Origin of the sequence: Fervidobacterium pennivorans, assembly GCF_001644665.1 — a bacterium.
GTDB classification, from domain to species: Bacteria; Thermotogota; Thermotogae; order Thermotogales; family Fervidobacteriaceae; genus Fervidobacterium; species Fervidobacterium ngatamarikiense.
Genome location: NZ_CP011393.1, coordinates 1443802 through 1458139, shown reverse-complemented (window position 1 = coordinate 1458139; position 14338 = coordinate 1443802). Strand labels below are relative to the sequence as shown.

Below are 14338 nucleotides of genomic sequence, written 5' to 3'. Positions count from 1 at the left end.
TAGGTGATTGAGATGAGAAGAATTGGTATCTCAGTCTTTTTGCTCGTTGTTTTCTCAGTGTCAGCATTTTCCTTTGTGATTCAACCGTTTGGACTTTTCGGAAATGTTGCGCTCGTAAGGCACGATTTAACAGCGTTAATCAAGGTTGTTCCATTTGTGGAGTTTGAACTCGGGCAAAATATCCTAACATTGAACAACATAAACGCTCTCTTAAATGAAGAACAAGTAGATATCAATGAAAATGCGTTTGCTGATGCATTAGCGAATGGTTTTAGACTGTCGGCACCTGTCAGTCTTGGAACGTATGTTGATTTAAAATTCGGGGCACTGAGGTTTGTTCCTTACGTGCGTATAGATGGTAATATAGCTTTGAATCTACCAAAGACATTTGCCGAGCTGCTTGTAGGAGATACTCTTATTGATAACGCTTACAACGATACGAAAGAAGGCTTTCTCAACGCAAGTATTATGGCGAACGGTGGTATCGGTTTAATGCTCGGAGATTTCTACGTAGCGGGTAATGCTTTTGTTCCCGTTCTTTTCACCGACAAATCACAAACTACGATGACAGTAAGTTACACATCCTCCTCAACACCAGCATACGCTGAGCTTAACGCATCTGGCAAAGTTCGTGCTTACAGTCGTGTATCACTGAACGATATCAGAACCGGAAACATCGACGGTTTAATAGATGAACTCAGCCATTTTGAAGATTATGGTTTATCCCTTGAGATCGGCTATGGAAACGACAACTTTGGTATTGCGGTTAGAAATATTGTCATAACTCCCGCAAAGGCATGGTATGCATTCGAAGTGACCGGTGATGGAAAAGTTACATACACCGCACAGGAGACAGATATTACGTTTGAAGCAACATATTCCATTTCTGAGCCAACGGTCGCGAGATTGTCAACTCCTGTTACTGTCACCCCACCAATTCAAATAACAGCTTATATCAAAAACGACGGATTCATCATATGGGGAGTTATGGGAAGCTACTGGCTCGACGGTAACTGGTCGGTAAAAGGTTACGCGGGATTGAACATCGGTATTGCAAGGGCTTATTACATGCTTGGATATAACCAGATAAACTATTCACACACTATAGGCGTTGGAATGAACCTCTTCCTGCTCAATGCGGATTTAAAACTCACAGCGACAACGAATTCTTTAATACCATCAAGTAATTCTACCCCCGGAATAGGCTTTGCTTTAACAATGTCAGGTGGACTATAAAGATTAGAATTTACGACCAAGGAATATAGAAGTCCCGTTTCTGTTCAAATATGTGTACAGCCTGCCGAAATGAGCGCCGGCAGGCTTTTTTAATTTACAATATAAGGTGGTATAATTGCTTTGAGATAATGCCAAGAAAGGGGTACTCAAGTATGAACAGAGGGCAAAGAATAATCAAACTACCCGACGAAGTTGTCTCAAAAATCGCTGCTGGTGAAGTGGTTGTGAACCCTGCATCGGTTGTTAAAGAGCTTGTGGAAAACTCTATAGATGCTGATGCTAACAGTATTGAGGTCCAGATAAAAGATGGTGGGAAAAGCTATATTAAAGTCTCCGATAACGGCTTTGGGATGTCCAAAGAAGACCTCTTACTTGCCGTTCAAAGGTACACTACAAGCAAAATTGCATCCATAGAAGATATCTACAACATCACAAGCTATGGCTTTAGAGGGGAAGCACTTGCTTCCATCGGAGAAGTATCACGCTTGGTGATAACTACATCCAACGGTAATGAATCCAACAAACTTGAGATGGTTGGAGGAAAGGTTATAAAGGTCAGTGAAATCTATAGAGAAAGAGGAACAACTGTTGAAGTGTTCGATTTATTCTTCAACATTCCTGCCAGAAGGAAGTTTCTTTCTTCGGAAAAAATCGAAAGAAGAATGGTGACTGAAGTAATTGAAAGGTTTTTGCTCACAAAACCGAAAATAAAATTCCTCTTCAAAATCGATGAAGAAGTTGTCTACAATGCACCTTCTTCTAATCTGTCGGAAAGATTCAAATTAGTTTTTCCTGAAGTGAAATCGTTTGAAGAAATCGATAGTTGCACAGACGAAATAATCAAAATCTCTGGCATAATCTCTTCACCTCAATTTTTTAGAAAAAACCGTTCTGGTCAGTTATTTTTTGTGAACGGGCGGTTCGTTTTAGATAACCTTCTCCACCTTGCTCTTGAACGTGGGTACGGTGAAGCTCTCACCGAGGGTACACACCCATACGCTGTGATTTTCATCGAAGTTCCTCCAAGGGAAGTAGATGTGAATATCCACCCACAAAAGTTACAAGTAAAATTCTCCGAACCTCGCATGATATACGATGCTATAGCCAGATGTGTAAGAGATACACTGAGAAAATTCGAAGGATTCCAAATGTTCGTCGAAAAAATTGAAAGTCATGTGGCAAAACAAATTGCTTCGACAAGCGATAACCAAGATGAATCAAAAACGCTCCATATCAACGGCAATGAAACTGTTTTTAGAGATGTTGAACGAGCTGTTGAGCAGTCAGACACTCCCAAGCTTAGAGAGCCTAGCTATACATTCGAAGGTGTTACCGTATACGACCGGAATTATCGAAATATCCAAAATTATCAGAAACCTTTTGATTTCACAACTTCAAAACAACCATCTGCTCTCTTTCCACACGTTGTGAGCCTCACAAATTTAGAAAAAATAGGCGAGTTTACGATAATAAAGAACAGATACATCCTTTTCGAAGATAGTGATGGAATCATCATTGTTGACTTCCACGCAGCACACGAAAGAGTTATCTACGAACAACTAAAGGAACGCCAATTCCAAGTAGTAAATCTATTGATACCTGTGGAATTCTCTATTGGAAAGAGCTTGGCAGGTGTTTTGGAAAGTTTAGAAAATGAATTAAAAAAACTCGGTTTCAGTTTAGAAACGGAGAAATCTGAGAACAGCGTAAAGGTTGTCCTGAAATCAATCCCTTCGCTTTTAAAAATAACGCAGGCTCAGGAAACGTTAATTGAGATGCTCGAAGAATACCGCATTCCTTTCAACAAACCAAAGAGCATCTTACACGGTCTTGCATCAAAAGCATGCAAAACAGCCGTAAAAACCGGTGATAAACTCAGCGTAGATGAAGCAAAAATGTTGCTGGATGAGATAAAACGAAGAAATCTACTTACCTGCCCTCATGGAAGACCAATAATGTTGAAAATCACGTTTGACCAATTGGATAGCTATTTTGAAAGAAGATAACATTTTCTGACAAATTTTGACAAACTTTGCTTGAATATGGTATAATTATTTAAACCATTAGTTCGAAAAGCGAACTATGTGACTAAGTGGTAGTGATGTTGCTAGTAACTGTGAGAAAAGGGGTGAGACTGTGTTGGACAAATTTGACAAACCGTTTGTTGAAGAGATTTTGGCAACGGTTATGAGATACGGTGGAGACTTTGCAGAGGTCTTTGTCGAAGATAGGTATTCTACGAACATCGAACTAAAAAATGGTAAAGTAGAGCTTGCACAAACGGGTAGAATGTTCGGTATTGGTATAAGGGGTTTCCTTGGGGACAAGGCAATATACGCATACACAAACGACCTATCGAAAGATAACATCCTCGCTGTTGCTAAGAGAGTAGGAGAAGCTCTTGGTGAGGTCAAACTCAAGGATTTCTCTATAGATTTGAGGAAGAAGGAATTAGAAAATAAACATTTTGTTTTGTGGAAACCAGAACAGGTAAGAAAAGAGACAAAAGTTGGTTATATGAAGAGAGCTTACGAAGCAGCTAAAAAATATTCACCGACGATAGCACAGGTTGTTGTAAGATACTGGGATTACGATCAGAATGTGTTAATTGCCAACACAGAAGGCGTATTTGTGACAGACAACAGAGTACGCACAAGGTTGATGATTAATGCAGTTGCCGTAAAAGACGGGCAGATGGAATCCGGATTTTATGGACCAGGCGCTGGTATGGGACCAGAATTTTTGGAAAGAATTGATGTCGAACAAGCCGGTGTGAGAGCAGCAAGAATCGCGGTAAGGATGGTTGACGCTCAACCAGCACCGGCCGGAAAGATGACCGTTGTAATCTCGAACGAATTTGGCGGAGTTATCTTCCATGAAGCTGTTGGACACGCGTTAGAAGCATCTTCCGTTGCTCGTGGAATGTCTGTTTTCGCTGGAAAACTTGGTCAACAAGTGGCAGCGAAATGTGTCAGTGCTGTTGACGATGCAACAATTCCGAACGCATGGGGGAGCGCTAACGTTGACGATGAAGGAACACCCACTCAAAGAATTGTGCTAATTGAAAACGGAGTCCTCAAAGGCTACATGATAGACAAACTCGGCTCAAGGAGAATGGGAATGCCTTCAACGGGAAGTGGAAGACGCCAAGACTACACATTTGCACCAACATCCAGAATGAGCAATACATTCATCCTTCCTGGTGATTATCATCCAGAAGAAATCATCGCCTCCGTGGAATATGGTCTGTATGCAAAGACGATGGGCGGAGGTTCTGTGAATCCGGCAACGGGAGAATTCAATTTCGCTGTAAACGAAGGATACTTAATAGAGAACGGAAAGATAACAAAACCAGTAAAGGGTGCCACATTGATAGGAAAAGGATACGAAATCATCCAGAAAATAGAGATGGTTGGAAACGATGTTGCAAGAGGTCAAGGTATGTGCGGTTCTTACAGTGGTTCAATACCAGCAGACGTTGGGCAACCGACGATAAAGGTTAGGGAAATCATCGTTGGGGGGCGAAATGCATGACATTCGAACAATTCAAAGATAAAATATTTGCGCTTGCAAAAGTACATGGTGTGGAAGCACAGTTAAGTTTCTCTCAAAACAAAAACTTCCAGGTTAGGTATCAAAATGGCACGATGGACCAATACACAGACGCTGGTAAGTTCAAAATTACATTACAGCTTTTGAAAGATGGAAAGCTGGGGATGTCGTATACAGAAACTTTCGATGATCCAGAGAAAGTTTTTGAAGACGCACTGAGCAACATTGCAATAATCGATAGTGAAGATGTAGAGTATTTTTACGATGGTAAAGGTGAATATCCAAAGATTGAGCCATACGATGGTAGTTTTGAAAAACTTTCTGTGAAAGAAAGGTTATCTTACGTTGAAAAAGCTCACGAAGAAATTAGGAAAAGCTTGGATATAATAAACGATATGGCAGTCTACGGACAACAGATGAACGAAATGCGATTAGCTAATACACTTGGACTTGACTTATCCTACACAAACGGCGGAGGCTTCATGTACGCAATGGCGGTTGCAAAAGATGTGTCACCAAGATCCGCAGTAGAATTTGCTATTGGAAGAAAACCAGAAGCACTCAATCCTATCCACGTTGGTTCAAAAGCCCGCGATGAGGCACTTGCACTTGTTGGCTCAAAATCTGTCAAAAGCGGAAAATACCGAGTTATTCTTAGAAACGATGTCTTTTCCGATATCTTAGGAATGCTCATTTCTATGATTAGTGCTGAGAACGCACAGAAGAACTTATCACCTTTGAAAGGAAAGATTGGAGAAAAGATAGGTAGTGACATTCTAACAGTCAAGGATTTGCCGTATCATCCATTGAGCATAAGCTGTGCGCCTTTTGATACACAAGGCGTTCCGACGAAAGAGAAAACAATCATCGAAAATGGTGTCTTCAAAACGTTCCTGCATAATCTAAAAACCGCGAAAAAAGAAGGTGTTGAACCAACCGGAAATGCTATGGGAACAGGTATTCAACCAATCAACCTCTATGTTGAGCCCGGTAAGAGGTCGTTTGACGAATTACTCAAATCCTTGGACGATGGACTTGTAATCATTGAGGTTGAAGGCATGCACTCGGGAGCTAATCCAATATCCGGTAACTTCTCACTTGGTGCTAAGGCATTCAGAGTTGAAGGTGGTCGAATCACGCATGGGGTTGAGCAGATAACAATCTCTGGAAACTTTTTAGAAATGCTTGTTAATATTGAAGATATTGGAAATGATATACGCGCGTTTATGGGAATAATAACACCTTCAGTTTTAATAAGTAACCTTGATATAGCAGGAAATGCGTAAGTCCCTAACTAGAAAATTGCAAAAGCCCCCGGAATAATTAATCGGGGGCTTTTGTTTACAATTTTCCTTAGGGTTAGCCTATCAAGAACTTGAAACGTGTTACGTAGTGGTATATATCCCCTGGTCTTAACACTGTTTTTGGAAAGTTCTCATGATTTGGTGAATTCGGAAAATGCTGAGTCTCAAGACAGAAACCCGTATGCTCATCGTAGATTTGACAATATTTTCCTTGGAACCCCTGTAAGTAATTTCCCGTGTAAAACTGCAACCCAGGCTGAGTTGTGTAGACCTCCATTCTTATTCCGGTCATTTCACTATATACGCTTCCTGCAAATCTTTCAATGTTTTCGTGGTTTTCCGAAAGCACATAGTTAATGTCAAATCCTTTCAGGTTTGGATATTCATTCCTTAGCCGAGCGATAGCTTCTTTTATACTTATTTGCTTTCGCAAATCGTAGGATGTGCCTTCAACTGGTGCAATTTCTCCTGTTGGAATTAAATTCTCATTAACTGGGGTATATTTTTCTGCTCTTATTAGAACGCAATGATTGTAGATTTTACCACCACCATTTAGGTTGAAGTATGTATGCTGCGTTAAATTTACGATCGTAGGTTTGTCAGCCGTTGCAAAATACTCTATTTTCCATTCGTTCTCGTTAGTTAAAGTGTAAATAACTGTTACGTCCAGATTTCCAGGATAACCTTCTTCTCCATCGTGACCGCGGAGTTTCAAGATAACCTTCGGACCTTCCGGAGTTACTTCAGCAAAGGTTTTCCAAACCCTCTTGTCAAAACCCTTCACACCTCCATGCAACGCGTTGGGTCTTTTCCCACCACCGTCGTTTAATGCCAGTTGATAGGTAACCCCATCAATTTGGAATCTTCCATTATCAATTCGGTTTGCAAACCGACCAATAATAGCCCCGAGGTATCCCGGATTGCGTTCGTATTCCTCAACACTGTTGAACCCAAGTACAACGTCAACAAACCTTCCGTTTTTATCCGGTACCCATAACTCACGAACAATGCCACCCAACGAAAGGACTTTCATCATTAAACCGTGTTTATTAATTAGTGTGTATTCGTGAACAGGTATACCCTCTTGCGTATGTCCGAACAGGCTTTGTTCAACTGAGCCGTAAACACTTGTGTTGTTCAAATAAACCACCCCACCACTTAAAATGATAATGTTAACTAAAAGTATTGAAACTTTCCAAAAACCGCATTATCCTTTAAAGAGGGGACACCCCCCAACCATCTCTTGACAAAGCAGGTTCCCCGATATGAACAACTCAACGCTCTCTTGTCCAAAATGCGGTTCCACCAGCTTATACAAAAACGGTCATGACAAATACGGTAACCAACAATTCCTTTGCAAACTCTGCCATCATTTTTTCAAACTTTCCCATTCTCACAAACGCAAAAACTTCTCTTTCCATTATCCCAAATGCACTTCTTGTGGTAGGTCTAAGGCTTTTGTGTAGTGAAGAATCTTTGGAAAACGCACAATGGTAATATCAATCTCATTCTTTCACACTTACACTCTTTCATCACTACAAGTTAACACTATCCTTAAAATAGTCCCAAACTAAATCTTTAAGAACTCTTCTATAGCCTCTTCTATCACTTTCAGAGAAGACTGCCAAAATTCTTTTCTGGTTATATCTATCCCTACGCTGGCTGCAACTTCTTCTGCCGTGCCCTTACCTGTGGAAGCAAGGAGCTTTTTGTAAGTTTCAAAGAAACCTGGTTCATCGCGTTTGGCATAAACACCCAATGCAAAGAGCATACCAAACGTGTATGGAAAATTGTAGAAGTGGAATGTTGGAGAATAATAGTGCGGTTTTACAAGCCACATGAACGGATGAAGAATCTCTTCGTTTAGTCCATCACCGTAGGATTGTTTTTGAGCAGTTATCATAATCTCTTTAAGCTCTTTTACACTAAGAGGACCTGATATGCGTTTTTCAAAGACTGTCTTTTCGAACAAGAACCGGCTGTATATGTCTATTATTATCTGGACTGCATCGGATAGTTCTTTATCCAAAAGTGCAAGCTTTTCTTCACTACTTTTCGCATCTTTCTTTATCATGTTCAGAAGCAACGTCTCATTGAAAATCGATGCCGTCTCAGCCAAAGTAGCGGGGGTAGTACTGTTCAAAGGTGTTTCATCTTTCAGACAATAGTTATGGAAAGCATGCCCAAGCTCGTGGGCAAGTGTAAGAACATTATCCAAAGTTCCGTCAAAACTCATGAGTATCCTTGATTCTTTAAGTGCTTTTATTGATGCACAAAACGCTCCTCCACGTTTTCCTGGTCTTGTCTCTGCATCAATCCAGCTTTTTTCAAAAGCATCATCTATGAAGTCTCCAAGCTCTTTTGAAAATGTTGAGAGATTATCCACTATGAATCTTCTAGCTTCTTCATAACTCCATTTTCGTTCGTATCCACCAAGTGGTGCGAATAAGTCATACCAAGGTAAACCTTTATCGTATCCAAGCATTTTTGCCTTCTTTTTTAGGTATTCTCTCAGTTTTGGCATACTTTCTCTAACAGCATCCATCATAGCGCTGAATGTCTGCTCAGTTATTCTATTCTCAAAAAGCATAGGTTCCAGAGGTGATGAATATCCCCTGAGTTTCACCTCAGTCAAAAACTCACCCTTTATACTGTTTAGACACTGTGCCACAACATCAGCAACACTTTCGCATGCCCTGAGTTCTGATTCATACGCCTTCTTTCTAACATCTGGAGATTTATCGTACGCCAAATTTCTAACTTTCATTAAAGGCAATTTTTTCTTTTCGCCGTTCATTTCCATTTCGCAGGTTAGATTTGATGTTGTTTTTTCATATAAGTTATTCCATGCGTTTCCACCTGTTAGTCTCATCATATTGATGATTCTCTCTTCATTTTCAGAAAGCATGTATTTTGACAACATTTTTTGTTCTTTAATCACAAACATGTGCGATTTAATAACCTCTGAAGAGGTATTTTCGAGGTTTTCAATTTCTACCTGCTTCAAAAACTTCCTAAACTTTGTCCTTGCGATTGAAAGGTCTACAAATTTACTTCTTATAATGTCAAGATACTTTGCTGCTGTTTCGTTGTTCGCATCCGCACTTAGTGTCAAGCTGGCGAAACTGTACAACTTCCCTCCAAGCAAGGAAAGTTCGTTAAGTTTGTTGATAACGTACTCTAACTTTTCCTCAACTCTTTCTGTTGATTGAAGTTCCTCATCCATCCACGTTAGAAATTCTGAAAGCTCCTTTTCAAACTTTACTAAATCAGACTTGAAATCTTCTGATTCAAATGAAGAATAGATATTTGTCAAAACCCATCTCATCTTTTTTAACCCCCTTTAGTCTATTCTCAATTTTCCTACACATCTTCCATGTGTAGTCATTATACCACAAAGGTGGTATAATTTTGTTATCTGAAGTTGTTTTTCCAAAATGCAAGGGGTGATGGAAAATGGGAGCAGTTAACACGAGGAAGATTATAGATATGAAGGGCAAAGAACCTATTGTTATGGTAACAGCTTACGACTACCCAACTGCAAAGATAGCATCAGAAGCTGGTGTTGATATCATCTTAGTTGGTGATTCCCTGGGAAACGTTGTGCTTGGTTACGATTCCACAATACCTGTGAGTATGGAAGAAATGCTAATGCACATCAAGGCTGTTCGAAGAGGTGCTCCTGAAGCATTTATCGTTGGGGATATGCCATTTTTATCCTATGAGGTTAGCATCGAAAAAGCTGTTGAAAATGCAGGACTCATGCTTAAAGCCGGTGCAAACGCAATAAAACTCGAGGGTGGAGAAGAATACGCAGACACAATAAGACAAATTATCCGTGCTGGAATACCAGTCATGGGACATCTTGGTTTTACTCCCCAGTCGGTTAATCTACTCGGTGGTCACAGAGTACAAGGTAAGACAAACGAAAGCAAAGAAAAGCTCTTGAGAGATGCAAAAGCTTTGGAAGAAGCTGGATGTTTTGCAATCGTTCTTGAGCTCGTTGTTGAGAGCGTGGCAAAAAAGATAACGGAAAGCATAAATATACCAACCATAGGAATTGGAGCTGGAAGATTTTGCGACGGACAAGTTCTTGTATTCCATGACATCGTAGGTCTATCTCAAATGAATTTGAAATTCGTAAAAAGATACGCAAACACTTACGAGATAATGTTAGATGCTATTAAAAAATATAGGGAAGAGGTTAAATCTAAACTATTCCCTGAAGAAAAACACATATTTGAATAACAAAGATATCAAAAGATATCAAATTCTTGTTTCATCCAACTCGCTTTTGATGAATTCGTTCCACAATGTCACAAAAAATATGGCAACAGGCACAGCGAAGAATGTTCCAACTAATCCGTAGACCAACCCTACTAAGAAGATGAATATCAACATCAAAACCGGGTTGATATCAGCTTTGTGTTTCATGATAAAGATGAAGAACAAAAACGCACCTAAATGAACTATAGCAACGATTGAATTCACTATCAAAAAGTTCTTGAAACCCAATCCCAGTGTAACTATCAGAATAGGTATCCACTCAATAACAACCCCGACTATTGGTATAAAATTAGTTATGAATCCCCAAAAGGAAAGTAGGATTGTATACTCTGGAAGGAAAATCGTGAAAAGGAAATAGAAACTCACGCCTACGATAAGTGCTCCAAGAAGAATCACATCAACATAACTTTGCAAAGAATTTCCCAATTTTGTAAGGAAATCCTCTATCAGAGGTCTAACTCGCTTGGGGAAAAGTCCTGGTAGTGATTTTGTTGTCCATTTAGTGTATATCGTTACGTAGACTGTGAAGAGTATGCTATAAAAAATAATAACGCCAATACCGGGAAGTTTCTTAGCAAAATCCAAAAGGAAATTGTTGAACAGCTCTGAAATCCTTGGGCTTGCCCAGTCAGCTAAGTTACCTATAACTTTGGACAGTTCTGGATTGTCAACCAAGTAATTTTCCCAATATTTTGAATCTAGAATCTTCTTCATGAACTCATAGAAAGAGCCTATTTGGTTAACAACTAAGGGTATGATGTTGACAAATGCGTAGACTAACACTCCAAAATATATAATCAGTGATAAAGTCACAGAGATAGGATGCGGGATTTTTATCTTCAGCAAATTTTTGTAGATGAAATTTACCACTAATATGGATATCAGCGAAAAAACGAAGACGTATAACAATGTTTTTGAAATTGCAAATGCTATGAAAAATATCGCAGCATACAAAAGCACTATGAGAAGTGCTTGTTGTCTAATGCTCAACTTCACTTACCACCCCTCCTATGTGCTTTTCAAAGTATTTCCTTATTTCCTCTATATCGTTCGTAATTCCAAGGACAACCATCAGTTTAATTCTTGCCTTCTGAGCAAGTGGGTGTTCACTGAGTATAGCACCTCGTCTTCTCAAATCAGCGCCACCACCTGTGTATCCGTATATTGGATACACCCTTCCTTTGAAACATCGCGATGTAATTACCACAGGAATTCCCTTTTTTACAATCTCTTCAACCACATCAGCAAGTTCTGGTGGAACGTTACCGCGTCCAAAACCCTCCAATACAATCCCTTTGTAACCCATTTCATATACAGTACGCAAAATTGTGCCATCATCACCTGTAAAAGTCTTAACAACAGCTACCCTTTCCTCTACTCTATCGGTCGGTATCTTCTCTCTTGTCAGTGATTTTCTAAAGTATATCACATTGTTCTCATCCACCAAGCCAAGTGGACCGTAACCTGGAGAATCAAACGTTGCCACATTACTCGTATATGTCTTTGTCACTTCCCTCGCCGCATGTATTTCGTCATTCAAACACACAACAACCCCCATTCCGTAGCTATCATCACAAGAAGCAACAAGTACAGATGAAAGTACATTTCGTGGACCGTCCGTGCTAAGCTCACTGATGTTCCTCATTGACGCTGTCAAGACAACGGGCTTTTCCGTCTTCAACACGAGGTCAAGAAAGTAAGCTGTCTCTTCCAATGTGTCAGTTCCGTGCGTCACGACAGCTCCGTCGTATCCTTTTTCTTCTAAAAATTCATCTATCTTTCTTGCAAGTTCAAACATCAACTTTGGAGTCATGTAAGGACTTGGAATATTAGAGAATTCGTAAAGCTCCACATCGGCGATATCGTAAAGTTCGGGTATGTCTGTAACAAGTGCATTCCCCTTGTCATACGGAACAACAGTCCTACCTTTTTTCACCATTGCTATTGTTCCACCTGTGCTTATAATAATTATCTTCTTTTTTCTTTTGGTCATCCAATTACCAGAAATCATAAATCCCTCTCCCCTTTCAAAGTTTACCGATGGCAATCAATACCAGTACCTTTTCTTCCTGATTCTCATTCCAACAAGAACGCCGTAGATAAAACCTCCAGCGTGTGCCCAGTAGGCAACACCTGTTCCTGTGACATCAGCTAACATACCGTTCAATACTTGCAGTAAGAACCAGACAAATAAGTAAATCACCGCGGGAATTTCCACGATAAATGGAAGGATGAAAAAGACAAGAGAAACTATGCGTGAATAGTAGAACAAAATGAAATAAGCACCCATAACTGCGGATATTGCACCAGAAGCACCCACCAATGGATAAGGGGAGAACGGGTTAAATATTACATGGAAAAACAAAGCAAAAATTCCACCCGTTATGTAAAACAGAAAGAATTTAAAATGCCCCATGGCATCTTCGACGTTGTCGCCAAATATCTTCAAAAACCACATATTACCGATTATATGCGACCACCCACCATGGACAAACATATGTGTGAAAATCTGTAAGACAGGGAATGCATAGAACATACGCTCTGGAACAAATCCGAACGTGTAGAAAAATTCCTGGAGAAGTTCTGGATCCCAAAATAATGTTAATTCATAGAGAAAAACAAGGACGTTGGTTATCACAATCATATAATTCACAACAGGTTTTCTCAAACTTGGTATTGTATCGTAAAGTGGAAACATTTGTCTCTCACCTCTCTAATAAAAAGAAATTAAATTAGCTCTTAAAAATCGCATACTGAAGAATCCCAACCAACTCATACACTATATTGCAAAAAGTATAAAAGGCTCTGTATGTGGGTATGTAATCAAGAAAGGCATTTCGAAAATCAAGAGGCACGTCGCTTTGGATATGGTAAACTTCCTTGAAAAATTTCCTGAACGACAGCAAACTTCTCTTCATATGTGTTACACTCGTCACAAGAGTAATAGGTCTGTCTCCAATTATACTATAAGTATACTGTGCGTTTTGGAAGGTGTTCCTTGCTTTATCTTCAACAATAACATCTTCCTCAGGTACACCAAATGAGATTAACACATCTTTCATAACAAAAGCTTCCGGAATACCTTTTGAAACCACTCCACTTGTAACGACAATCTTTCTTGGTTTTGACTTGTAAAGTAAATACCCCTTATACAATCTCCTAAGTGTGTGTTTTCCTACCTCAACGCTTCCAGAGTATTCATCAATTCCTCCACCAAGAACAACGATGTAATCCCCTTTGTCTTTTGTATCTGGAATGTATAGAACCTTAGAAAACAAATTCACGAACCAGGTTGAGGAAACCATGTAAAAGAACACAGAGAGTGAAAGGAATAGAACAGGTAACCAAGCACTTCTCAGAGGTTTTAATGGCTTTTTCTTCTTAAGAAAAAAATAAAATGCTAAAATCGCAAAAAATGTAACGAAAAATCCTGGAAATATAATAAAAGCAGATATTATCTTCGTGAGTTCAAGCATATTTGAACGTTAAACGCCTCCCACTCAGCACGCTTTTTCAACGCCCTTCTAAACTTTTTATGTACTTTTGTAGAGCCACTTCATCTATAATTTTCCTTTCTTTTCTGTCAGCTTCCAGCAACTGCGCTCTGACATATCTTTCCTTGAGCTTTTCGAAACTTCTGCGCTCGGTTCGTTTTTCAAGATAAGCTCTTAAGGTTTCTTCCTCTATCTTACGAATGTTACTCAGTTTCAGCTTAAGCTTTTTCAAATGTTCATCGTACATTTGAACAAGGTAGATTAAAAAAGCAACCTGCGCACCGGTTTGAACACCACTACGCAGTTGCTCTTCTGTGATTTTTTTCGAGTTGCTGACCTGTTCTATCTCTTCTTCTAACTTTCTTATTTCTGCCCTGATTCTGCTAAGCTCATTTTTTAAAGCCTCTTCTTCCTTTTGCCTTAGTGACAGTAACTTTTCAAGGCGGAATGACAAATTCTCTGCTC

The 14338-nt window shown here is 39.6% G+C and carries 13 protein-coding genes; 6 read left to right on the top strand and 7 right to left on the bottom strand.

The annotated features are described in order from the left end of the window. Nucleotides 1–12: 12 nt before the first annotated feature. From JM64_RS06780 to JM64_RS06765, 4 genes are all read left to right on the top strand, one after another. Nucleotides 13–1236, top strand: coding sequence for a hypothetical protein (locus tag JM64_RS06780; RefSeq protein WP_064011996.1), 1224 nt, complete (start codon nucleotides 13–15; stop codon nucleotides 1234–1236). A gap of 152 nt (nucleotides 1237–1388) precedes the next feature. Then, nucleotides 1389–3242 carry a DNA mismatch repair endonuclease MutL gene (gene mutL, locus JM64_RS06775; RefSeq protein ID WP_064011995.1) on the top strand — a complete coding sequence of 618 codons (1854 nt, stop codon included), beginning with the start codon at nucleotides 1389–1391 and terminating at the stop codon, nucleotides 3240–3242. Between the two features lie 181 nt (nucleotides 3243–3423). Next, nucleotides 3424–4770, top strand: coding sequence for a TldD/PmbA family protein (locus JM64_RS06770; protein ID WP_064012565.1), 1347 nt, complete (start codon nucleotides 3424–3426; stop codon nucleotides 4768–4770). Further along, nucleotides 4767–6074, top strand: a complete 1308-nt coding sequence (locus tag JM64_RS06765; protein ID WP_064011994.1) for a TldD/PmbA family protein — start codon at nucleotides 4767–4769, stop codon at nucleotides 6072–6074. The genes JM64_RS06770 and JM64_RS06765 overlap by 4 nt, the downstream gene beginning before the upstream one ends. A gap of 73 nt (nucleotides 6075–6147) precedes the next feature. Here the strand turns inward: JM64_RS06765 and JM64_RS06760 are convergent, their stop codons facing one another. Further along, on the bottom strand, nucleotides 6148–7233 hold the full coding sequence (locus tag JM64_RS06760; RefSeq protein WP_064011993.1) for an aldose epimerase family protein: 1086 nt from the start codon (nucleotides 7231–7233) through the stop codon (nucleotides 6148–6150). A gap of 124 nt (nucleotides 7234–7357) precedes the next feature. Here JM64_RS06760 and JM64_RS10050 point away from each other — a divergent pair, with 124 nt between their 5' ends. Beyond that, a complete protein-coding gene (locus JM64_RS10050) occupies nucleotides 7358–7558 on the top strand; it encodes an IS1/IS1595 family N-terminal zinc-binding domain-containing protein (protein WP_231882312.1) in 201 nt (66 codons plus the stop codon). Nucleotides 7559–7662: 104 nt separating this feature from the next. Here JM64_RS10050 and JM64_RS06755 read toward each other — a convergent pair whose 3' ends face one another. Beyond that, entirely contained in the window at nucleotides 7663–9420 is a 1758-nt protein-coding gene (locus JM64_RS06755; protein ID WP_064011992.1) for a M3 family oligoendopeptidase, read from the bottom strand. A 128-nt stretch (nucleotides 9421–9548) separates the two neighbouring features. On the opposite strand from JM64_RS06755, the gene panB reads away from it, so the two are divergent. Beyond that, on the top strand, nucleotides 9549–10340 hold the full coding sequence (gene panB / locus JM64_RS06750; protein ID WP_014452381.1) for a 3-methyl-2-oxobutanoate hydroxymethyltransferase: 792 nt from the start codon (nucleotides 9549–9551) through the stop codon (nucleotides 10338–10340). Between the two features lie 18 nt (nucleotides 10341–10358). On the opposite strand, the gene JM64_RS06745 is transcribed toward panB, so the two are convergent. Genes JM64_RS06745 through fliJ form a run of 5 tightly spaced genes read right to left on the bottom strand, consistent with a single transcriptional unit; the run spans nucleotide 10359 to nucleotide 14327 of the window. Continuing rightward, nucleotides 10359–11375, bottom strand: coding sequence for an AI-2E family transporter (locus JM64_RS06745; RefSeq protein WP_014452380.1), 1017 nt, complete (start codon nucleotides 11373–11375; stop codon nucleotides 10359–10361). After that, on the bottom strand, nucleotides 11359–12390 hold the full coding sequence (locus JM64_RS06740) for an asparaginase (RefSeq protein WP_082868337.1): 1032 nt from the start codon (nucleotides 12388–12390) through the stop codon (nucleotides 11359–11361). Before JM64_RS06740 ends, JM64_RS06745 begins: the two co-directional genes overlap by 17 nt. A gap of 36 nt (nucleotides 12391–12426) precedes the next feature. Further along, nucleotides 12427–13077, bottom strand: a complete 651-nt coding sequence (locus tag JM64_RS06735) for a rhomboid family intramembrane serine protease (RefSeq protein ID WP_064011991.1) — start codon at nucleotides 13075–13077, stop codon at nucleotides 12427–12429. Between the two features lie 34 nt (nucleotides 13078–13111). Beyond that, nucleotides 13112–13855: a YdcF family protein gene (locus JM64_RS06730; protein WP_064011990.1), complete on the bottom strand. Its 744-nt coding sequence runs from the start codon at nucleotides 13853–13855 to the stop codon at nucleotides 13112–13114. Nucleotides 13856–13892: 37 nt separating this feature from the next. Further along, the gene (gene fliJ / locus JM64_RS06725) at nucleotides 13893–14327 is read right to left on the bottom strand and encodes a flagellar export protein FliJ (protein WP_014452376.1); all 435 of its coding nucleotides are present in this window, start codon (nucleotides 14325–14327) and stop codon (nucleotides 13893–13895) included. Nucleotides 14328–14338: the final 11 nt, after the last annotated feature.

Excerpts from the sequence above, each read along its gene's own strand:
- JM64_RS06735 (WP_064011991.1), bottom strand. The coding sequence starts at position 13,077 with ATGTTTCCACTTTACGATACAATACCAAGTTTGAGAAAACCTGTTGTG.
- panB (WP_014452381.1), top strand. The coding sequence starts at position 9,549 with ATGGGAGCAGTTAACACGAGGAAGATTATAGATATGAAGGGCAAAGAA.
- JM64_RS10050 (WP_231882312.1), top strand. The coding sequence starts at position 7,358 with ATGAACAACTCAACGCTCTCTTGTCCAAAATGCGGTTCCACCAGCTTA.
- JM64_RS06730 (WP_064011990.1), bottom strand. The coding sequence starts at position 13,855 with ATGCTTGAACTCACGAAGATAATATCTGCTTTTATTATATTTCCAGGA.
- JM64_RS06755 (WP_064011992.1), bottom strand. The coding sequence starts at position 9,420 with ATGAGATGGGTTTTGACAAATATCTATTCTTCATTTGAATCAGAAGAT.
- JM64_RS06770 (WP_064012565.1), top strand. The coding sequence starts at position 3,424 with ATGAGATACGGTGGAGACTTTGCAGAGGTCTTTGTCGAAGATAGGTAT.
- JM64_RS06765 (WP_064011994.1), top strand. The coding sequence starts at position 4,767 with ATGACATTCGAACAATTCAAAGATAAAATATTTGCGCTTGCAAAAGTA.
- JM64_RS06740 (WP_082868337.1), bottom strand. The coding sequence starts at position 12,390 with ATGATTTCTGGTAATTGGATGACCAAAAGAAAAAAGAAGATAATTATT.
- mutL (WP_064011995.1), top strand. The coding sequence starts at position 1,389 with ATGAACAGAGGGCAAAGAATAATCAAACTACCCGACGAAGTTGTCTCA.
- JM64_RS06780 (WP_064011996.1), top strand. The coding sequence starts at position 13 with ATGAGAAGAATTGGTATCTCAGTCTTTTTGCTCGTTGTTTTCTCAGTG.